This window comes from Streptomyces sp. NPDC005784 (assembly GCF_042871525.1).
Taxonomy (GTDB): Bacteria; Actinomycetota; Actinomycetes; order Streptomycetales; family Streptomycetaceae; genus Streptomyces.
This window is the reverse complement of the sequence record NZ_JBIAIQ010000004.1, coordinates 386,406-405,260: the sequence shown is the minus strand read 5'-3', so window position 1 is coordinate 405,260 and position 18,855 is coordinate 386,406. Positions and strand designations below refer to the sequence as shown.

The following is an 18,855-nucleotide window of genomic DNA, read 5'->3' as shown; positions in this document are numbered from 1 at the left end:
GACCCCGGGTAACTTCCGCTCGTACCGATCGCGCCAGTGCTGGAGGACCTATGCAAGGGCCCACTCCGCCCCTGCCCCGCCCCACCGACCAGCTGCGCTTCGCCATGCCGCCGATGCACGAATCGACGGACGACGAACGGCGGCACCGCAAGGAGCGGCTGGCCGGCGCGCTGCGGCTGTTCGGACGGCTCGGCTTCGAGGACGGCGTCTCCGGACACATCACCGCGCGCGACCCGGAGTACAGCGACTGCTTCTGGGTCAACCCGTTCGGCATGCCGTTCAAGCACGTCACCGTGAGCGACCTGGTCATGGCCAACCAGGACGGTCAGGTGATCCAGGGTCGCTACCACGTGAACCAGGCGGCGTTCACCGTGCACTCCCAGGTCCACGCCGCCCGCCCCGACGTCGTCGCCGTCGCCCACTGCCACTCTGTGCACGGCCGCGCGTTGGCCGCCCTCGGTGATCTGCTCGACCCGATCACCCAGGAGAGCTGCGCTTTTTACGAGGATCACGCCCTTTACGACGCCTACTCCGGGGTCGCCGTCGACGCCGAGGAGGGCCGCAGGATCGCGTCCGCGCTGGGCAGCCGCAAGGCGCTGGTGCTGCGCAACCACGGGCTGCTGACCGTCGGGGACTCGGTGGACGCGGCGGCCTGGTGGTTCCTGTCCATGGAACGGTCGAGCCAGGTCCAGCTCACCGCGAAGGCCGCGGGCCGGCCCCTCCTCATCGACCACAAGCAGGCGGTCGCCACCCGCGAACAGCTCGGCGGCGACCTGGTGGCGTGGATCAACTACCAGCCCCTGTGGCAGGACATCAGCCGCGGCGAACCCGATCTCCTCAGCTAGGACTTGTCCGGTTATGGGTGGAGACGGGGGGCGGGAACGGCCATGGCGACGGCGCTAGAAGCCCCGTAGGACGGCCGCCTTCGTCAGGGCGAACTCCTCGTCCGTCAGAACGCCGTCGTGATGCAGCTCGCCCAACTCCCGCAGACGGCGCAGCAGTACGTCGTGATGGTCGGACGGCGTCGGCACCGTCGGTGCCGGCCGGTGCCGGTCCACGTGCGCTCCGGTGCGCGTGGAGGGATGCGGCAGCCGGGCCGTGACCGCGGTCGCGACCAGCGCGGTGAGCAGGTCGCGGCGGGTGCTGCCCCACAGGTCGAGGGCGTACGGGTCCTTCTCGGGCGGCAGCTTGGAGAACACCGCCTCACGTGTCACAAAACGGAGGAAACCGTCCTCGTAACCGGAGTTGGGCAGCCACTCGACCTGCACGAGGTCGCCCAGGGCGATGATCCGCGGCCCCGTGGCCCGCTTGACCCGGTCCGAGGTGTCCGCCCAGTCGATGCGTACCTGCGTCCCGTCGAAGGAGACCGTGCCGTCGCTGGAACGGACGGACACCGGGACGGGCGGCCCCGCGAGCAGATACGCCGTCGCCGGTTCCTTGGGGATCTGGTCCAGGAGCAGCGCGCGGCGGATCTCCTCGGCGACGTACTCGGCCACTCCGGAACGGTCGACGTCGACCGACAGCCTGTAGGGGTCCGCCGCGTCGGGCAGCCGGCCCCCGGTCGCCTGGAGCAGCGGGTCGGCGCCCTCGCGCAACCGCAACCGCAGTCGGCCACGCTTGCGTTCGGGTTCGTGGACGATGCCAGACACCGCCTCCAGAGGAACGGAGATCTCCCCGTATGTCTGCCGGAAAAGGGGCACGGTGCGGTGCAGACCCGGCGTGATCCTGACCGTGCTGCCGTCGAAGGCCCAGGTCCCGTCGCGCTGGATGATCTCGGCCATGGACGAATTGTCCCAGCCGGGTCAACAGGGAGTCCCTCGCTTCACCCGCCCCGAACCGACCTGACGCGTGCGCGCCGTGCTCGGTACGGCACAATTCGCTGTCATCACAGAACAGTTGTCAGGCAGGTGTGCGGCAGTCAGGCGTACGGACGCTCCGGTGTGCGATGGTCGGGCACATCAGGTCCGGCCGCACGACGGCCGGGCAGGTCCGGGTGCAGCGGATCAGGCCCTGCGGCCGGCCGGTGGGGCGTACCGGATTCCGGCCGCGCGGCGGCCCGACGGGTGCTTCGCGTCGTGGACGGTCGGGTGGTCGGGCGGGTACGGGCTTCGGGCTGTACGGCGGTCGGGCGTACGTGACGCTCCGGTGGTGTGGCGGTCGGGCGTACGTGACGGTCCGGTGGTGTGGCGGTCGGGCGTACGTGACGGTCCGGTGGTGTGGCGGTCGGGCGTACGTGACGGTCCGGCGGTGTGGCGGTCGGGCGTATGGGCGTTCCGGTTGTACGGAGTTTTCTGGCGCGGGAAGGCGGCAGTGGGCGTGGCGGTGCAGGAGGCGAGACACGGTGCGGGGCACGGTGCCGGGTCGGGTGCCGGGTCGGGCACCGGACAGGGTGGCGGGCGCGGCGGTGGCCCGGGTGGCGGGCCGGGCGGAGGCCTGGGCGGAGGGTCGGCCGTGCACGAGGGCGGTTGCACGTGCGGGGACTGCCCGCACGGGGCGCGTACGGGGCACCGGCGGGCTGTCGCCGCGTTCCTCGCCAAGCGGGACGCGCTGGCGTCCGGACAGGGGCTGCCCGCCGGCGTCGCGCACTCCGCCTCCGCGTCCCGGCAGTGGGTGTCCGACGAACTCACCCAGTCCGCGGACCTCGTCGCCGAACGCGGCCGACTCGAGGGCGAGGCATGGCTGGGCCGGCTGTGGCGGTACACCGCCCACACCGTCTGCGCCGGCGTCGTCGTCCTCCTGCTGGTTCAGGCGCTCACCGCGATCGGGGCCGGCTGGACGGCGGCACGGACGGCCGGGCTGCTCGCCGCGGTCGTCCTGGCCGGACTCCTGACGGGGGCGGCCTGGCTGCACCGGACGCGGGGCGGGGCCCTCGCGCCGGTCATCGGCGAGGACAACCGGCTCTCCACCTCCCGCGCGGTCGCCGGGAGCTGGGTGCTGCTCGTGGTGTACGCGGTGCTCGTGCTGGTGGGGCAGCTGGCGGTGGCCTCGGCGCCCGGCCGCCGGGACGAACTCATCGCCGGGCTCGAACTCGCGCGGGGCGCCGGTGTCGTGACCGTCGTCGCCGTGGTGTGTGGGGTCGCGGTGCTGGTGCGGCGGGTGGTCGGGCTGCGGGTGCTGGGGCAGCGACTGCAGAAGGTCCGCGCGGACCGGCCGCGCGCGGCGGACCTGCTGACCGACGACTCCGGGCGGGGCAGCTTCGCGGACATCCAGTACGTCGTGATCAGCGGGGTCGCTCTGGTCTTCGCGGCGGTGCGGCTGGCCCGGCGGCCGTCGCAGTTGCCCGATCTCCCGTGGGGGCTGGCCCTGTTGGTGCTCGTGTCGGCCGCGACCTACCTTGCCGGGAAGTACGCGGAGGGCGGCCGGCCGGTGATCCTCTCCGTCGTCCGGTCCCGTGAGGCGGGTGACCTGGACGCGCCCATTCGCACCGGGGACGACATCGAGATCCGGGGGGCCGGGTTCGTGCCGCCCGGGGCGCAGACCGCGGACCGGCTGTCGCGGATGGTCGTGCGGATCGGGCCGGTGCATGTGCATGTGCCGTTGGTGCCGATGTCCGGGGGGTTCAGCAATCCCACGGACGCGGTGCTGACAGTGCCTGTGCCGGTGGACGTGGAGCCGGGCCGGGTGGAGGTGCAGGTGGTCACGGCGGCGGGCGTCGAGACGAACCGCTACGAGATCGACGTGACGGACTGAGGAGAGGTCGGGGGCCGTTGGGGCCGGCCCTTCCGGCGTTCGACGAGCGGGGTCTGGGGCGGAACCCCGGCTACGGGAAGGGAAGGGGCGGAGGGGGCGAACGAAGGCTGTGGGGTGCCCGGGGTGGACGGGGTGAGTCGGCGCGTTCCGTGAGGTGGAGCCCGAAAAAAGGTTCCAGCCTCTGAGTAGGGGAACGGATTCGTACGTATGGTCTGTTGAGTGGTCAACGGCACGCGGGCGAAAGGCGGCGGAGAGCGATGACTCACGGTATGCGGACGGATACTCACACCCAGTATCTGGAGGAGAGGCGGGACTGGCGGGACACCGCTACCCGTTGTGCCCTGTTGCCACTCCGTCTCTTCCTGGGTGTCACCTTCATCTACGCCGGCCTCGACAAACTGACCAACAGCGCCTTCATGAAAGCCTCCGGATCGGGCTCGATCGGCGACATGATGCGCACGGTGCGTGATTCCTCCGCCATACCGGCCCTCGTCGACCTGTCCCTGAAGAGTCCCGTCGGCTTCGGCTACGCCATCGCGTTCGGCGAGCTGGCCGTCGGAATAGGCACCCTGATCGGCCTGTTCACCCGCCTCGCCGCACTGGGCGGCGCCTTCATCTCGCTCAGCCTGTGGCTGACGGTGAGTTGGGCCTCCGACCCGTATTACTACGGCAACGACCTGCCCTATCTGATGGCCTGGACCCCCCTCGTACTGGCGGGCGCCTCGATCTTCTCCGTGGATTCGGCTCTACGGGCCCGGCGCAGGCAACGCGCCGGGGCCTACCGCTAGGACCTGCCCCGGAACCGTCCTAGGAGTTCACGCCGCGCGGACCTCGGTCCGTGCGGCGTTTGCGTATGGCGTGGTTGACGGATGCCGCGGCGCCCGCCAGACAGAGGCCCACGACAACGACGGGGATGATCGCGAACCACTCTGTGTCCCACAAGCCGCCCGCGTCTCCGGCGTAGGCGACGCCCCCGGCGGTGAGGAAGAGGCCCGCCACCAGCTTTCCGGGCTGGAACTCATGACGTGGCACGGGCCACCTCCGCCTGGCCGACGCCGACCTGGAGGTCGAGGTCGAAGGTGCCGCCGTTCTTGCCGCCCGTCGTCGGAGGCAGGGTCACCTGCTTGTGCTTGCCCGGTTCCACGTCCACGTCCTTCTTGTTGTCACCCGGCAGCTGGATGTCTCCGACGCCCACCTCGACGGTGAGCCGCACGGTCGCGTCCTTGGGGACGATCACCTTCAGCCGGCCCGCGCCCACCTGCGCGTCGGTCTTCACCGTCTGCCCCTTGGCGAGGTCGACGCGGCTGAGGTCGAGGGTGCCCACGCCCGTGCCGAGGTCGTAACTCTTCCGTACGTCGGCTGCGGTCGCCGGAGTCCAGTTCGTCCGCACCCAGTGTGTGTCGATTTCCTTGGGCAGGGCCGCGGAGGCCGCGAGGAGGCCCGCCGTGATCACCGCGAGGAAGACCGTTCCCGCGCCCGTGCGGCCGCGGAAGGAGCTGAGGGCGATGCCCAGGCCGAACACGATGAGGGCGGCGGCCAGTCCGGCCTGAAGGCTGGTGCCGAGCGCCCGGTCGTGCCAGTTCAGGCCGGTGGTGAGGCCGCCCGCGAGGAGGGCGAGCAGGAAGACCCGGCCGCCTATGGGGCGGGGGCCGCGCTGCTTGTGCTCCCGTTCCGTGCGCGGGTCGGGGCGGGAGGTGCCGCGGGCGATGTTGAGCGCGGCCGCGACATCCCGGTCCAGGGTCTCCGGCGGGCCCCACATGTAGCCGGTACCACCGACGTGCGAACCGTCCTTGACGATCGGGTCGCGCCACCAGGAGGGATAGGAAGCGGGGACTGGCGGGGCCTGCGCCTCCGGCGGGGCGTCGGCGACGGCCTGCGCGGCGAGGGGGTCCGGGTCGGTGGCGCCGCGGTTCTGCGACCAGTAGCCCGCGCCGGCCAGCAGCAGGGACAGGATGACGGCGAACGTCAGCACGCTGCCGTTCTTGAGCATGGACAGGAACACTCCGCAGCCGACCAGCGCGAAGAGCACGGCGGTCAGCGCCTGGCCGTCGACACGGCCGGTGAGCAGCTTGCGGACCTCGTTCTCTTCTTCATCGTCGTACGGGACGAAGAGCCAGGCGAAGCCGTAGAAGATGAGGCCGATGCCGCCGGTCGCGGCGAGCACCGCGAGCACGATCCGGAAGATCACCGGGTCCATGTCGCACTGCCGGCCGAGCCCGGCGCACACCCCGCCCAGCATCTTCTGCCGACGGTCGCGCCGGAACCTGCGCGGCACCTCGGGCGCGGCGCCGATGTCCGCGGCCCGCGCCGCGGCCGCTTCCCCGCGAGCGCGCGGCTCATCACCCGGAGCGGTGCCGGGGTCCGGCTCCGCCGCCGCGTGCTGCTGATCTGTCATGCGTCCATGGTGACGGGCGGGACGGCCTGGCGGCAGTCGGGATGACCCTGGCCGAACCCTGATATCCGCCCGGAGGGGAGGGCGGGAATGTTCGAGCGCCGGTTCCCGAAGATCAGGGGTGAAGGTCGGGGGCAAAGGGCAGGAGTGAAGATCAGAAGTGAAGATCAGAAGTGAAGATCAGGGGAGTATCGGGGGCCGACCCTGATGCTCCGGTCCGCCAGGCGTGTGAATATCGATGGCATGCCGGAAGCCGCAGCCATGCCCGTCGACGACCCGCGGCCCCCGCGCAAGCTCTACCGCAGCAGCGACGGACGCTGGCTCGGGGGCGTGGCGCGCGGGCTCGCCGGGCATCTCGGGCTGCCCGTGGTCTGGGTGCGGCTGATGTTCGTCGGACTGTTCATGGCGGACGGGCTGGGCGCGCTGTTGTACGCCGCGTTCTGGTTCTTCGTGCCGCTCGGCGTCGGCGGCGTCGGCTCCGGCGGCCGCACACCGGCGTTCACCACCGAGACCTCGCCCGACGGCCGGCGCAGACTCGTGGCCCGCAAGCCGGACAAGGGCCAGATCGTCGCCCTGCTCCTCATGGTCGTCGTGGCCATGGTCTTCGTCGGCAACGTGAATCTCGGCGGCGGCACGAAGGCCTATCTGTGGCCGACGGTCCTCGTCGGCGCGGGTGTCGCCCTGGTCTGGCGCCAGGCGGACAACGCGCGGCGCGCCCGCTGGGCGGAGGTCGGCCGCCGTCGCCGTACGCTCACGCTGCTGCGGTCCGCCGCGGGCGTTCTGCTCGTCACCGCGGGCGTCTCCGGGATATTCGTCCTGCAGGGTTCCGCGGCCCACCTCGGCTCGGTGCTGCAGGCGGCTCTCGCGGTCCTCGTCGGTATCGCGCTGCTCGCCGGCCCCTATCTGATCCGGATGACCCAGGACCTCTCCGAGGAACGCCTGATGCGCATCCGCGCGCAGGAGCGGGCCGAAGTCGCCGCCCACGTCCATGACTCGGTGCTGCACACCCTGACCCTGATCCAGCGCAACGCGGAGAACGCGAACGAGGTGCGCCGGCTGGCCCGTGCCCAGGAGCGCGATCTGCGGGCCTGGCTCTACAAGCCGGAGGGCAGCGGCAAGGACGAGGACGAGGAGCCCGACACCCTCGCCGAGGCGGTCCGCCGCCATGCCGCCGAGGTCGAGGACAAGCACGGCGTTCCGATCGAGGTCGTCGTCGTGGGCGACTGCCCGCTCGACGACCGCCTGACCGCGCAGATGCAGGCAGCGCGCGAAGCGATGGTGAACGCGGCCAAGTACGGTGGCGAGGGCGGCGCCGTACAGGTCTACGCCGAAGTCGAGGGCAGGACGGTCTTCGTGTCCGTCCGCGACCGCGGCCCCGGCTTCGACCTCGACGCGATACCCGCCGACCGCATGGGCGTCAGAGAATCGATCATCGGCCGCATGGAGCGCAACGGCGGCACGGCGCGACTGCGCGCGGTGCCGGACGGCGGCACGGAGGTCGAGCTGGAGATGGAAAGGGCGGAGAAGACGTCATGAGCGACACGAACGAGCCTGTGGAGTCGGGCGGTTCGGCCGGGGAGACCCCCGTGGCCGCCGCATCCGGAGCCGCCGCCCCCGCGGCCGGTCCGGGCGGCACCGAGGGCGGGCGCCGGGTGCGCGTGGTGCTTGTCGACGACCACCGCATGTTCCGTACGGGGGTGCAGGCCGAGATCGGGGAGACCGAGCGGACCGGCGTCGAAGTGGTCGGCGAGGCCGCGGACGTCGACCAGGCGGTCACGGTCATCACGGCCACCCGCCCCGAGGTCGTCCTCCTCGACGTCCACCTTCCGGGCGGCGGCGGTGTCGAAGTACTGCGCCGGTGCGCCCCGTTGATGGCCGACGCCGAACAGCCGGTCCGTTTCCTCGCGCTGTCCGTGTCGGACGCCGCGGAGGACGTGATCGGCGTGATCCGCGGCGGCGCCCGGGGGTACGTCACCAAGACGATCACCGGCACGGATCTCGTGGACTCCGTCTTCCGCGTCCAGGACGGTGACGCGGTCTTCTCCCCGCGCCTCGCCGGTTTCGTCCTCGACGCCTTCGCCTCCACCGACGCCCCGCCCGTCGACGAGGACATGGACCGCCTCACCCAGCGCGAACGCGAGGTCCTGCGCCTCATCGCCCGGGGCTACGCGTACAAGGAGATCGCCAAGCAGCTGTTCATCTCCGTCAAGACGGTCGAGTCGCACGTCTCGGCGGTCCTGCGCAAACTCCAACTGTCGAACCGCCACGAACTGACCCGCTGGGCGACGGCGCGACGACTGGTCTGACGCGGCCGAAACCCGGACCCGATGTGACCGTCCGGTAGGCGCGTGCGTGATCACGCGGATACCCTGTGCGCGACGAGAGGAGGACAGCATGCTGCTGCGGTTCCGCGCGGCGAATGTGCGATCGCTGCGCGATGAGCAGGAGCTGTCCTTCGTGGTGCCGCAGGGCGAGGAGTCGGATGCGGCACGCACCCTGGGCTTGTCGGACGGAAAGTCGCTTCAGGTCTATCCACTCCTGGGCATCTTCGGCGCGAACGCTTCGGGCAAGTCCAATGTCATCGTCGCGCTGAAGAAGATGAAGGAAGCGGTTCTCGGGTCGTACTCCGACTGGACGTCGTACCAGGGGATTCCCCGGGAGGAGTTCGCACTCGACCCCAAGTCGGCTGCGGAGAGCACTTTTTACGAGGCCGACTTCGTGCTCGACGACGGCGTCCGCTGGACCTACGGGTTCGAGCTCGGGCCGAGGGTGGTGGAGTCGGAATGGCTTCACGCCTACCCCAAGGGGCGCCGGCAGGTATGGCTGGACCGCGACGCCGCACGGGACAACGTCTTCGAGTTCCCCGGCGACCGCATCCACGACCGAGCGCACCTGGCCCGCAGCACCCGCCCGAACGCCCTCATGCTCAGCCGGGCGGCGAACGACAACCACCCTCAACTCACGCGCATCTACGACTGGTTCAATCAGAACCTGTGGGATGTCACGCCGGAAACGGAACGTACGCAGCGCGAGGCCTACACCGCTCGCCAGTTGCTGGACGAGAACGCCCGCGACCGCATCGAGGAACTGCTGCGGGTCGCCGACCTCGGTATCCGGGGCGCCGAGGTGGAGCAGCGCCCAGGACAGTCCCCGCTCGTACGCCTGCTGCACGGTGGCGACTCCGACGAGCCTGTGGCGATGGACTGGCAGCGCGAGTCGTTCGGCACGCGTTCGTGGTTCGCGTTGATCGGACCGCTCCTGCTGGCGTTGGACAAGGGGGCCGTCCTGCTGATCGACGAGCTGGACTCCAGCCTCCACCCACGCTTCGCCGCAGAGGTCGTACGCCTTTTCCAGGCGCCCTGGGTCAACACCAAGGGTGCACAGTTGGTCTTCACCTCCCATGCTCCGTCGCTGCTGAAGTCGCCGAGAGGCGGGCGCCCCCTGGAACCGGGACAGATCTGGCTCACGGAGAAGGACGCGGGCGGCGCGACACAGCTGTACCCGCTGAGCGACGCGGAGCCCGGTCCCGACGAGGACCTCTCGGACTCCTACCTCGCAGGAGCGTTCGGCGCCGTTCCGAGAGTGACTCAAGGACAGATCGGCCGCAGGGTGCTGACGGCACTGGCAGGGGAGGCAGAGCGTTCCTGATGGCGCGGGACAAGGGGCGGGACAACATCGCGGGCAGGCACAAGAGAGTGCTGCCCCAGGATCGTCCGCGTGAGGTGTACGTCTTCACCGAGGGCGAGGTCACCGAGCCGGAATTCATCGAGTTCGTCACCGCACAGGGCACGCGCGCACAGCAGGGCCGCCAGGTCATCTGCAGCGTCGAGAACCTGAACGCGCCGACGAAGCGCCGCAAGCCGCTGCCGCTCGTGGACGAGGCCATCAGGAAGTGGGACGAGGTCCAGAAGGCTGCCAAGAAGGCGAAGCTGGATCCCAAGGGCTGGAACTGGCCTCAGGTGTGGTGTCTCTTCGACCGGGACCAGCACGAGGACATCCCGACCGCTTTCGCACGGGCGCGGAAGGCCGAGCTGCACGTCGCCTACTCCCACCCCTGCTTCGAGCTGTGGCGTCTGCTCCACTACCAGAACTACACGAGCACCTTCGGCGGCGTCTGCGACAGCGCGGCGGGCAGACTGAAGAACCAGCACGGCTTCGCCCAGACCTACGGCCCCACCATCCGCTCCGTCTCCCCGGAGCAGGCCAAGCGGGTCATGCCCGGCCAGCTGCAGGGGAAGTACAAGAAGGCCAGACAGCACGCCAGGCAGATCAGCGCGGGGTACACGGGACCCGATCAGACCCGCTGGGACCCGTACACCGATGTGTGGAGCTTCGTCGAGGACGGCCTGGACGTGGTCGACTACTGAGGCTGTCCGGCCTTCGCAGAGTCCGGCGACTGGAATCGGCTACGCGTCCCGCCACCTACGATCACTTCGCGTATACGGTGATTCCTCCCGGCTTCGGGGCCGTAGGCTGCGCGATACACCAGACACAGCCAGTCATCTCAGGGGAGCGTGCCGTACGTGGCCAAGCTCACGCTCGCGCAGTTGGAACGCCATCTCTTCGCGGCGGCGGACATTCTGCGCGGCACGATGGACGCTGCCGAGTACCGCGACTTCATCTTCGTCATGCTCTTCCTCAAGCGCGTCAACGACGAGTTCGAGGCCGCGCACGAGGTGATCATCGCGGAGCGGCTGAAGGCAGGCGAGAGCCGCGAGGACGCCGAGGACGACGCCGAGCAGTTCGAGTCCTACCGTCCTCGCGGGGTCATCTTCGTCCCGGAGAAAGCCCGCTGGGAGCGGCTGGCCGGTGCCCAGGACAACGTGGCCATGGAGTACCTCCAGCCCGCGTTGGACGCCCTGGAGGACCAGGAGGGCAACAGTGAACTCCGTGGCCTGTTCGGGCACGTCAACTTCAACCGCATCGGCGGCAGCAGCAGCAAGGGCTCCGCGGCAGAACTCGCCGACCGGCGCCTTGAGACACTGATCAAGCACTTCGGCAGCATCCGGCTGCGCGAGGACGACTTGGAGTTCCCCGACATGATCGGCGCCGCGTACGAGTACCTGATCAAGGACTTCGCGGACTCTGCCGGCCGCATGGGTGGCGAGTTCTACACCCCGCGTTCCGTCGTCCGCATGATGGTCGAGCTGGCCCGGCCGCACGGCGGGATGCGCATCTACGACCCGTGCGTCGGCTCCGGCGGCATGCTCATCCATGCCATGGAGTACGTCGACGAGCACGGCGAGGACTCCGACGACCTGCTGCTCGCCGGGCAGGACGCCAACAGCGGCTCCTGGGTCATGGCCACCATGAACATGCTCTTCCACGGCGCCAAGCACTTCTCCCTCAAGACCGGGGACACCCTCACGAACCCGATGCACCCTGAGGGAGATTTCGACCTGGTACTCAGCAATCCGCCGTTCTCCATGGACTACAAGCAGGCCCAGGTGCCGAACCTGCTGACGCGGATGCCTCACGGCCAGACGCCCGAGCGCGGCAAGACCGACCTGATGTTTCTCCAGCACATGCTGGACATGGTGAAGAAGCGGGCCGGAGCCGTGTTCACCGTCATGCCGCACGGTGTGCTGTTCCGCGGGGGCGAGGAACGCAAGATCCGGGCGGAGCTGCTCAAGCACGACCTGATCGAGGCGGTCGTCGGCCTCGCCCCGAACCTCTTCTACGGCACCGGCATCCCGGCCTGTGTGATCGTGCTGCGCGCACCGGGCCGTGAGGGGCGGCGGGACCGCCGGGGCAAGGTCCTGTTCATCAACGCCGACCGTGAGTTCCACGCGGAGCGCGCGCAGAACGTCCTCCTGCCCGAACACGTGGAGAAGATCGTCTCCACGTTCCATGCCTTCAAGGACGTGGAGCGCTTCGCACGGGTGGTCGACCGTGTTGAGCTGGAGGAGAACGACTTCAACTTCAACATCCGCCGCTACGTCGACAACACCCTGCAACCCGAGCCGCAGGACGTACGGGCGCACCTCGTGGGCGGCGTCCCGGTCGCGGAGATCGAGGCGAAGAAACCACTCCTGGATGCGTACGGCATAGAGGTGCGGGACCTCTTCGTGGTCCGCGAGCACGACCCCGGGTACGTCGACTTCCTTTCCGATGGCGAGCGGCCGGACGCGACCCGCCTGGCCGAGCTGGCGAGTGCACGTGAGCAGAACCTGCGGGCCGCCATCGAGGAATGGTGGGGCTCAAAGACGGAGCGGATCGCCGCGCTGGAGCCCGTCGAGGGCGGCAATCGCACGGAACACGAACGCAAGGCACAACTGGCTCACCTGCGCGCCGACTTGATCGACTCATGCCAGGAACATCTGCTACGGGTCGGACTGCTGGACCGGCACGTGCTCGCCGGCGCGGTCGCCGGATGGTGGCAGGACGCCAAGAACGAGCTGAAGGCACTGTCGGTGCACGGTTTCGCCGGTGTCGTCGACGGCTGGGTCACGGCGGTCGAGTCGATGCTCGCGCCCAAGACGGACTCACGCACGGGCGGTGAGCGGGCTCGCACGGCAGCGGAACGGCGGCAGGCTCATGGACACAAGGCGGTTGCCGCAATCGCCTCCGGATTCCTTGAGGAACTGGCCGAAGCCGAGCGCGAGCACGAAAAATTGGCCGAGGAGACGAGGGCTGCGCGGGAGGCGTCGGCAGCGCTCGAACAGGCGCGCGCCGCGGCGGAGACATCGGAGGAAGGCGCCGAAGCGGAGGAGATCGATCCCGAGCTCGTGAAGGCGGCCCTGGATGCGACGGCGATGCGTGCGCTCCAGCGGAGACGGGTTGCGGCGAAGAATGCGATCGACGCCCTGGAGAAGGACCTAGCCCACCGTCTGGCCGCATCTCGTACCGCGTTGGCCTCGGCAGACGGCGAGCGGGACATTGTTCTTGAGGCGCTCAAGAACAGCCTGGCCGCCAGGCTGGAGGTGCTGACAGCACGGAGAGGTCGCGAGCTCGTCCGGACGTACGAGAGGTGGCAGGAGAAGTACCGCTTGTCCTTCCGCGAGATCGAGAGCCAATTGTTCGGTACCGCGGACGGAACGGTCCGAAGCAACCCTTGGTCCCAGCACCGGGCGTGGGATCTTACGGCGGACAGCGCGCGTACTGCAGCAGGGAGGCAGCAGCTCGCGTCGGTCATCCGTGATCTGATCGACGCGGAGAAGTTCGCCGAGGGTGCGCTGGCCAAGTTGGAGCTCGACGAACTGATGGGCCCCCTCGCGCTCTTGGCCACCGATACGGCGGGGAAGGACGCCGGAGTGGAACGCCGCCCGCTGGGAGACGTACTCGTGTCGGCACGGACCGGGAGCGGGCTGCGTGCTCCTGAGACGACGGACGGGACACCGGTGATCACCGCGAGCAGTCTGGCAACCGGTGGGCTGGACTTGTCCCGGCTCCGCCGCGTCGATCCTGGTTCGATCGGCAAGGGCTACGCACTGCTGGAGGAGGGCGATGTCCTGATGACCGCTGTGACAGCCGCCGTGACAGCCGGTCGGACTTTCAATGTCGTGATGTGGCAGGGACAGCTGCCAAGGGCCACCTTCGGGGCCGGGGTCATCTGTCTGAAGCCTCACATGCTCCGGCTGAGCCCGTACTACTTGGCTGCGTGGCTTCGGCTGCCTCACGTTCAGAGGCGGATCCATGACGTGGCCCGGCCCTCGGAGCGAGAGGCGACCTTCCTCAGCCCGCTCCGTCTGCTGGATGTGGAGATGGAGTTGCCGACCGTGGCCGATCAGCGGACCCTGGACCGGCGGGCCGGTGCCCTGCACGAACAGCAGGTGATCAGGCAAAGCCAGTTGGGCAAGTTGCGGTTGATCAAGAGGACGTTGATGAGCATTCTCACCGACTGACCATATGCCGCGTCAGTAAGCGTCGTCGGGTGTGTCGCAGGCTCCGCGAGCGAGCTGGAACCAGACCGTCTTGCCGATGCCGTTCTCACGGGGAGCAGCACCCCAGTCGTCCGCCAGCGCGGCCACCAGCGCCAGGCCTCGGCCCGACTCGTCGTCCGGTGACGTATCGCGGGGCGCGGGAAGCGCGTCGCTCGCGTCCGTCACCCAGACGCGGAGGCGGTCGTCGTCCAGGGCGCAGCGGGCCCGGATCTCTCGGCCCGGGGACACCCTCGCGTGGCGGTACGCGTTCGTCATCAGCTCGCTGAGGAGCAGGACCGCCGTCTCTGTCACCTCCTCCGGGACCTTCCACGAAGTGGCCTGCTCCCGGAGGAGAGTTCGGGCTCTGCCCACGCTGCGGGCGTGCCGCGGCAGGCGCCACTCGATGTCCTTGGGGGCAGCGGCCGGAGCGGGCCGGGGGCGGTCTCCGGGCATCGGCATGTGCTTCGGTCCTTGCGTGTGATTCTCCGTCATTTGCCGTGATCAGGCTGGCCGGTGCCGCTTAACCTCGGGAGTGGCGGCGCGGGTACACAGCGTGCTTGTACAGGGTGTGTCGGCGGGAGGCGGATCGGGCGTGGTGACCTCCGGGGATGCTCAGCAGCCACAGCAGGCGTGGCGGTACTGCGGCAGCCAGATCAAGCTGTGGCGCGAGGAGGCCGGGGTCAGCCGGCAGGAGCTGGCCAACGAGGCCGGCTACGACTACGAGTACGTCAAGTCGATGGAGTGCGGGCGGCGTCGGCCCACGCTTGGCTTGTTGCGGGCGGCCGACCAGTTGTGCGCGGCGAAGGGAAAGCTGCTCGCGGCACAGGAATTCCTGAAGCCCGAGCCGTTTCCGGCTCGATCGCAAGAATTCGTGGCGATCGAGAAGGACGCCATCGCCGTGCATTCGTATCAGCCGCTGCTGATTCCGGGCCTGTTGCAGACGGAGGAGTATGCGCGCGAACTGATCAGCGGGAGCTGTCCACCACTCGACGATGAGACCGTTGAGGAGCGCGTGGCCGCAAGGCTGCGACGACAGGAAGCCCTGACGCTCAGGAGTGGCGTCGTCTTCAGTTTCGCCATCTACGAGGCAGCGCTGCGCGCGATGGTGGGGGACCGTGAGGTCATGTATCGGCAGTTTCAGCACATGCTGAAGGTGGGACAACTGCGCAACGTCCCGATTCAGGTGCTACCTGTCGGACGGGCAAGCGGGGTGGCCCATCGTGCTTCTTGAAACCGCAGACCATGACTACTACGCCTTCGCAGAGGGGCAGGAGACCAGTGCGCTCTATGCCGGTGCGCACATGGTCAGTTCGCTGACGCAGGCACATGGCATGATCCGCATGCACGCCCTCAGCGTTGAGGAGTCAGCGGTGTTCATCGGGAAGGTGGCGGACGAGCTATGAGCGACCGGCTGGTGTGGTTCAAGTCGAGCTACAGCGACAGTCAGGGCAGCGACTGCCTCGAAGTCGCCTGCCCGTGGCGCGAGTCCAGCCATGACGGAGCCCCCCACGCCACCCACGTCCGGGACTCGAAGCTCGGGGCTCGGGGCCCGGAGTTCGCGGTTGCGGCGCAGACTTGGGCCGCGTTCGTCGGCCACGCGCGCAACCTCTGACCCACCGTCGCTCGAAACCCGTGCTTCGAGCGACGAGATCCGAGCTCTGTTTGTGAGGATTGGGTGGTTGGTCTCAACCCACCCTCCCTCCCAACCCCCGCGCACACCTGCGCACATGACTTTTCGTGATCGGCTTGCCACGCGCCGTCGCGAACCTCTAGCGTTCGCAGAAACAAACGACCCCGGCAGGTGCTACCAACACCAAACCGGGGTCTCACCTCAAGATCGAAGCGAGCGATCTCATGGCTTCTCAAGACCCTAACGCGGTCATGCCCGCGTCCGCACACCCCATGGCCAACCCCGGCTACGGCAAACGGTCCACGCCGGACCGGTCGCCCTCCCGCTCCGACAGGTTCGATCACCTCTCGCCCCGTGAGCGCTACGTCGCCGCCTTCATCGACCGGCTCCCCGACGGCGCCGCCATGGACGCCAAGACCCTCGCCAAGGCACTGCCCCTCTACGGCCAGCAGGCTGTCCGCACCGCCCTCAACGCGCTCTCCAGGGTCGGTCACCTGCGTCGCGTGCGCCGCCGCGCGGAGAGCCGCGGGGTGACCGGTGACGGCGGCGAGGGCGTGACCCGGTGGGTGTTCCGCACGCACTGGTCCGCCACCGCACGTGACAGCGACTGGTGGGCCCGGTTCCTCGTGGATGACGTACCGGCCGAGGAGCAGCCCGAGACTTCCGCGGAGGCGCGCCCGGCTTCTGTGTCTCCGGGCGCCCCCAGTGACGTACGGCCCCAGACAGCACAGCACGCCGAACAAGCCGAGCCGCCGCACCCCGCGGAACGGCCCGGCCCCTCCGCCGCCTACAGAGCCCTCGCCCAACTCGGCCACGCCGAGCCCCGCTTGCCGCTCTCCGCCGCCGACTGCGCAGTCCTGGAAGAACTCGCGTCCGCATGGCTCGCCCGGGGCGCCACCGTGGACCACCTGACGCAGTCCCTCGTCGCCGGGCTCCCCGAGCACGTGCACTCGCCCCGTGCCCTCGTGCAACGGCGGCTGCGCGACAAGATGCCGCCCGACCTGCCTGCTCCGGAGGAGCGCAGGCCCCGTGCCGGCCTGGAGTGCACCGACTGTGGTGTACCCGGCCGTCCCGAAGCCCTTCCGGACGGACTCTGCCGGGCCTGCAGGGGAGTTGGAGCCCAAGCCGGAGCCCGACCGGGCGATCGTGCGACCGGCTTCGCAGCGCTCCCGTCGGGCAGCGGGGCCGGGAGGCCCGACCCCGGCTTCCACCCGCTCTCCGCCCGCGATGTACACCGATACGCAGCCCAGGTCCGCAACGCGATGCGTTCCCAACAGGGAACCATCGGGAACGGGTTGCGCGACCTGCTGGACGGGCGCCCGGTCACGGCGGCCAGGTGATCACGCCACCCGCGTGGCCCCCGCGAAGGGCATCTCGCTGATCGGGGCCAGCCGTACGGGTGCCGACGGATTGGGGGCGTGGATCATCTGGCCGTTGCCGACATAGATGCCCACGTGCGTGATTCCCGAGTAGAAGAACACCAGGTCGCCGGGGCGCAGTTCGGAGAGCGTGACCCGCTGGCCGGCGTTGATCTGGGAATAGGTCGTCCGGGGCAGGGAGACGCCCGCCGAACGGTAGGCGGCCTGGGCGAGCCCGGAGCAGTCGAAGGCATCGGGGCCGGTGGCGCCCCAGACGTAGGCGCTGCCCAGCTTCGAGTAGGCGTAGGCGACAGCCGCCGCCGCCCGGGAGTTGGGCGCCGCCACGCTGGTGGCGTCGGCGGCACCGGATGTGCCGGACGGCGTCACCGGGGCCGGCTCGCGGGCCGAGGAGCGCGAAACGTGCTGCTGCTCGCCCGCGCCACCCCGCTGCACGTACTGCGTGCGCTGCTCCGGGGTGAGCCGCTCCAGTAGTCGGCGTGCCGCGTCGAGCTTTTCGTTGATCGTCTTCTTCTGCTGCTTCAGTTCGGTCTGCCGCGACTTGAGCGCGGCCAGTTCGATGTGTGCCGCGCCGCGCAACTGCTCGATCTCGCGCAGCTGTTTGCGTACCCCGGCGACTTCCGCCGACTGCCGGGTGCCGACCCGCTCGGCGAACGCGGCCCCCTCCAGATACTGGTCGGGGTGGTCGGAGAGCGCGAGTTGCACCACGGGGTCGAGTCCACCGCTGCGGTACTGCGCAGCCGCCATCGAACCCAGCGCATCCCGCGCCGAGTTGAGCCGGTCCTCCCGGCGGGCCGCCTCGTCGCGGAGGGTGCCCAGGTGCGCCTCCGTCCGGTCGGCCTTCTCCTTGGCGCCGTCGTACTTCTGGGTGGCGACCTCCGCCTCCTCGTACAACTTGTCGACCTTGGCCTTCACCTGCGCCGGGGACAGCTGGGGGTCGGCATGCCCGATCCCGTCGAAGCCGGTCGCCGTCGCCGCGCCCGCGAGGGCGATGGTGACTGCTGTGCGGGCCGTGTTTCCGCCGATCGAGCGCTGTTTGGCCTTGCGGTGCGCTGCCACGAGGGCCCACATCCTTCCGTGCGACCGCCCTTGCGGGTGCGGTCAAGCGGTGACACGTCCGGCGGCGGCTCACACAGGGGGAGCGGGCCGCCGCCGGACCTTCTCGGCGGTGGTGTCCGACTGCCGCCCCTGGCCCGGGCGGCGGTGGGGAGCCGGTCACCTGGGGGAGGACGCTAAACCTGGGAGTGTGGCGTTGGTAACGCTATGTACGGAACTGTCGCCACTGGATCGCCGAGTGACCGTATGTGGCCAAGATTCGGGCCTTGCGTCGCCGGCTTCACGCAGGGTGATGACCGATGCGGCGAATCCCGGACGACCGGAGTGGCGCCGGTGCTATGGATGACACGCGATGGCCTGGTGACGAAAGGGTGACAAGAGGGGGCGGAGCGAGAGGGCGGAGCAGAGGGGTGGCCCGGTGAGGAGGGGCATCAGGGTGTGCGAATAGGCTCCGGCCCCATGGGCGTACTCATCAATCTCTTCGTCGGCCTGCACATCATCGGCATCGCCGCGCTCCTCGGCGGCTTCTTCACCCAGATGAAGGCGATGGGCCAGGGCGCCGCCCGCTTCGTCCCCGCGATGCTGCACGGTGCGCTGACGATGCTGGTCACCGGTGTCGCCCTGGTCGGGCTCAACCAGGCCGACGGCAACTCGGTCAACACCGTCAAGATCGGTGTGAAGCTGGCCCTGCTGATCGTGATCCTCGGGCTCGTCTATGTGAAGCGGGACGACGAGAAGGTGGACAAGCGCCTCTTCGGCCTCGTCGGGCTGCTGACCGTCGCGAACATCTTCATCGCCGTCCTCTGGACCTGACCGGCGCGCCCTCGGTTCCCCGCGCGCCCGGGGCTC

At 69.5% G+C, this 18,855-nt stretch carries 18 protein-coding genes; 13 read left to right on the top strand and 5 right to left on the bottom strand.

Annotated elements, in window-relative coordinates; translation table 11 throughout:
- Window positions 1-50 precede the first annotated feature (50 nt).
- Window positions 51-845 (top strand): class II aldolase/adducin family protein, encoded by a 795-nt coding sequence (locus tag ACFYR3_RS09650; RefSeq protein WP_355844120.1) that lies wholly within the window; start codon window positions 51-53, stop codon window positions 843-845.
- A 54-nt stretch (window positions 846-899) separates the two neighbouring features.
- Here the strand turns inward: ACFYR3_RS09650 and ACFYR3_RS09645 are convergent, their stop codons facing one another.
- Window positions 900-1,781: a DUF4429 domain-containing protein gene (locus tag ACFYR3_RS09645; RefSeq protein WP_355844123.1), complete on the bottom strand. Its 882-nt coding sequence runs from the start codon at window positions 1,779-1,781 to the stop codon at window positions 900-902.
- A 535-nt stretch (window positions 1,782-2,316) separates the two neighbouring features.
- On the opposite strand from ACFYR3_RS09645, the gene ACFYR3_RS09640 reads away from it, so the two are divergent.
- The gene (locus ACFYR3_RS09640) at window positions 2,317-3,690 is read left to right on the top strand and encodes a hypothetical protein (protein WP_389282299.1); all 1,374 of its coding nucleotides are present in this window, start codon (window positions 2,317-2,319) and stop codon (window positions 3,688-3,690) included.
- Window positions 3,691-3,947: 257 nt separating this feature from the next.
- Window positions 3,948-4,478, top strand: coding sequence for a DoxX family protein (locus ACFYR3_RS09635; protein WP_389282297.1), 531 nt, complete (start codon window positions 3,948-3,950; stop codon window positions 4,476-4,478).
- 19 nt (window positions 4,479-4,497) lie between these two features.
- Here ACFYR3_RS09635 and ACFYR3_RS09630 read toward each other — a convergent pair whose 3' ends face one another.
- Complete coding sequence (locus ACFYR3_RS09630; protein WP_355844132.1) at window positions 4,498-4,722, bottom strand: hypothetical protein; 225 nt, start codon at window positions 4,720-4,722, stop codon at window positions 4,498-4,500.
- On the bottom strand, window positions 4,709-6,085 hold the full coding sequence (locus ACFYR3_RS09625; RefSeq protein ID WP_355844135.1) for a PspC domain-containing protein: 1,377 nt from the start codon (window positions 6,083-6,085) through the stop codon (window positions 4,709-4,711). The genes ACFYR3_RS09630 and ACFYR3_RS09625 overlap by 14 nt, the downstream gene beginning before the upstream one ends.
- A 240-nt stretch (window positions 6,086-6,325) precedes the next feature.
- Here ACFYR3_RS09625 and ACFYR3_RS09620 point away from each other — a divergent pair, with 240 nt between their 5' ends.
- The 5 genes from ACFYR3_RS09620 (at window position 6,326) to ACFYR3_RS09600 (ending at window position 13,926) form a co-directional block, all read left to right on the top strand.
- Entirely contained in the window at window positions 6,326-7,618 is a 1,293-nt protein-coding gene (locus ACFYR3_RS09620; RefSeq protein WP_355844137.1) for a PspC domain-containing protein, read from the top strand.
- Window positions 7,615-8,388: a response regulator transcription factor gene (locus tag ACFYR3_RS09615; RefSeq protein ID WP_355844140.1), complete on the top strand. Its 774-nt coding sequence runs from the start codon at window positions 7,615-7,617 to the stop codon at window positions 8,386-8,388. The genes ACFYR3_RS09620 and ACFYR3_RS09615 overlap by 4 nt, the downstream gene beginning before the upstream one ends.
- 88 nt (window positions 8,389-8,476) lie before the next feature.
- Complete coding sequence (locus ACFYR3_RS09610) at window positions 8,477-9,730, top strand: ATP-binding protein (RefSeq protein ID WP_355844143.1); 1,254 nt, start codon at window positions 8,477-8,479, stop codon at window positions 9,728-9,730.
- Window positions 9,730-10,449 (top strand): RloB family protein, encoded by a 720-nt coding sequence (locus ACFYR3_RS09605; protein WP_355844146.1) that lies wholly within the window; start codon window positions 9,730-9,732, stop codon window positions 10,447-10,449. The genes ACFYR3_RS09610 and ACFYR3_RS09605 overlap by 1 nt, the downstream gene beginning before the upstream one ends.
- 156 nt (window positions 10,450-10,605) lie before the next feature.
- Window positions 10,606-13,926, top strand: coding sequence for an N-6 DNA methylase (locus ACFYR3_RS09600; RefSeq protein WP_355844149.1), 3,321 nt, complete (start codon window positions 10,606-10,608; stop codon window positions 13,924-13,926).
- A gap of 12 nt (window positions 13,927-13,938) precedes the next feature.
- Here the strand turns inward: ACFYR3_RS09600 and ACFYR3_RS09595 are convergent, their stop codons facing one another.
- A complete protein-coding gene (locus tag ACFYR3_RS09595; protein WP_355844152.1) occupies window positions 13,939-14,403 on the bottom strand; it encodes an ATP-binding protein in 465 nt (154 codons plus the stop codon).
- A gap of 133 nt (window positions 14,404-14,536) precedes the next feature.
- Here ACFYR3_RS09595 and ACFYR3_RS09590 point away from each other — a divergent pair, with 133 nt between their 5' ends.
- The 4 genes from ACFYR3_RS09590 to ACFYR3_RS09575 all read left to right on the top strand — a co-directional run bounded on the left by ACFYR3_RS09590 (window position 14,537) and on the right by ACFYR3_RS09575 (window position 16,914).
- On the top strand, window positions 14,537-15,175 hold the full coding sequence (locus ACFYR3_RS09590; protein WP_389282293.1) for a helix-turn-helix domain-containing protein: 639 nt from the start codon (window positions 14,537-14,539) through the stop codon (window positions 15,173-15,175).
- Window positions 15,165-15,347 (top strand): hypothetical protein, encoded by a 183-nt coding sequence (locus tag ACFYR3_RS09585; protein WP_389282291.1) that lies wholly within the window; start codon window positions 15,165-15,167, stop codon window positions 15,345-15,347. Before ACFYR3_RS09590 ends, ACFYR3_RS09585 begins: the two co-directional genes overlap by 11 nt.
- Window positions 15,344-15,556 carry a DUF397 domain-containing protein gene (locus tag ACFYR3_RS09580; RefSeq protein ID WP_355844157.1) on the top strand — a complete coding sequence of 71 codons (213 nt, stop codon included), beginning with the start codon at window positions 15,344-15,346 and terminating at the stop codon, window positions 15,554-15,556. Before ACFYR3_RS09585 ends, ACFYR3_RS09580 begins: the two co-directional genes overlap by 4 nt.
- 269 nt (window positions 15,557-15,825) lie before the next feature.
- Entirely contained in the window at window positions 15,826-16,914 is a 1,089-nt protein-coding gene (locus tag ACFYR3_RS09575; RefSeq protein ID WP_355844160.1) for a hypothetical protein, read from the top strand.
- Here ACFYR3_RS09575 and ACFYR3_RS09570 read toward each other — a convergent pair whose 3' ends face one another.
- Window positions 16,915-18,009: an NlpC/P60 family protein gene (locus ACFYR3_RS09570; protein WP_389282289.1), complete on the bottom strand. Its 1,095-nt coding sequence runs from the start codon at window positions 18,007-18,009 to the stop codon at window positions 16,915-16,917.
- Between the two features lie 456 nt (window positions 18,010-18,465).
- Between ACFYR3_RS09570 and ACFYR3_RS09565 the strand changes: the two genes are divergently transcribed.
- Window positions 18,466-18,819: a hypothetical protein gene (locus tag ACFYR3_RS09565; RefSeq protein WP_389282287.1), complete on the top strand. Its 354-nt coding sequence runs from the start codon at window positions 18,466-18,468 to the stop codon at window positions 18,817-18,819.
- Window positions 18,820-18,855 lie beyond the last annotated feature (36 nt).

Excerpts from the sequence above, each read along its gene's own strand:
- ACFYR3_RS09595 (WP_355844152.1), bottom strand. The coding sequence starts at position 14,403 with ATGCCGATGCCCGGAGACCGCCCCCGGCCCGCTCCGGCCGCTGCCCCC.
- ACFYR3_RS09580 (WP_355844157.1), top strand. The coding sequence starts at position 15,344 with ATGAGCGACCGGCTGGTGTGGTTCAAGTCGAGCTACAGCGACAGTCAG.
- ACFYR3_RS09605 (WP_355844146.1), top strand. The coding sequence starts at position 9,730 with ATGGCGCGGGACAAGGGGCGGGACAACATCGCGGGCAGGCACAAGAGA.
- ACFYR3_RS09565 (WP_389282287.1), top strand. The coding sequence starts at position 18,466 with ATGGGCGTACTCATCAATCTCTTCGTCGGCCTGCACATCATCGGCATC.
- ACFYR3_RS09635 (WP_389282297.1), top strand. The coding sequence starts at position 3,948 with ATGACTCACGGTATGCGGACGGATACTCACACCCAGTATCTGGAGGAG.
- ACFYR3_RS09625 (WP_355844135.1), bottom strand. The coding sequence starts at position 6,085 with ATGACAGATCAGCAGCACGCGGCGGCGGAGCCGGACCCCGGCACCGCT.
- ACFYR3_RS09645 (WP_355844123.1), bottom strand. The coding sequence starts at position 1,781 with ATGGCCGAGATCATCCAGCGCGACGGGACCTGGGCCTTCGACGGCAGC.
- ACFYR3_RS09650 (WP_355844120.1), top strand. The coding sequence starts at position 51 with ATGCAAGGGCCCACTCCGCCCCTGCCCCGCCCCACCGACCAGCTGCGC.
- ACFYR3_RS09615 (WP_355844140.1), top strand. The coding sequence starts at position 7,615 with ATGAGCGACACGAACGAGCCTGTGGAGTCGGGCGGTTCGGCCGGGGAG.
- ACFYR3_RS09575 (WP_355844160.1), top strand. The coding sequence starts at position 15,826 with ATGCCCGCGTCCGCACACCCCATGGCCAACCCCGGCTACGGCAAACGG.
- ACFYR3_RS09620 (WP_355844137.1), top strand. The coding sequence starts at position 6,326 with ATGCCGGAAGCCGCAGCCATGCCCGTCGACGACCCGCGGCCCCCGCGC.
- ACFYR3_RS09610 (WP_355844143.1), top strand. The coding sequence starts at position 8,477 with ATGCTGCTGCGGTTCCGCGCGGCGAATGTGCGATCGCTGCGCGATGAG.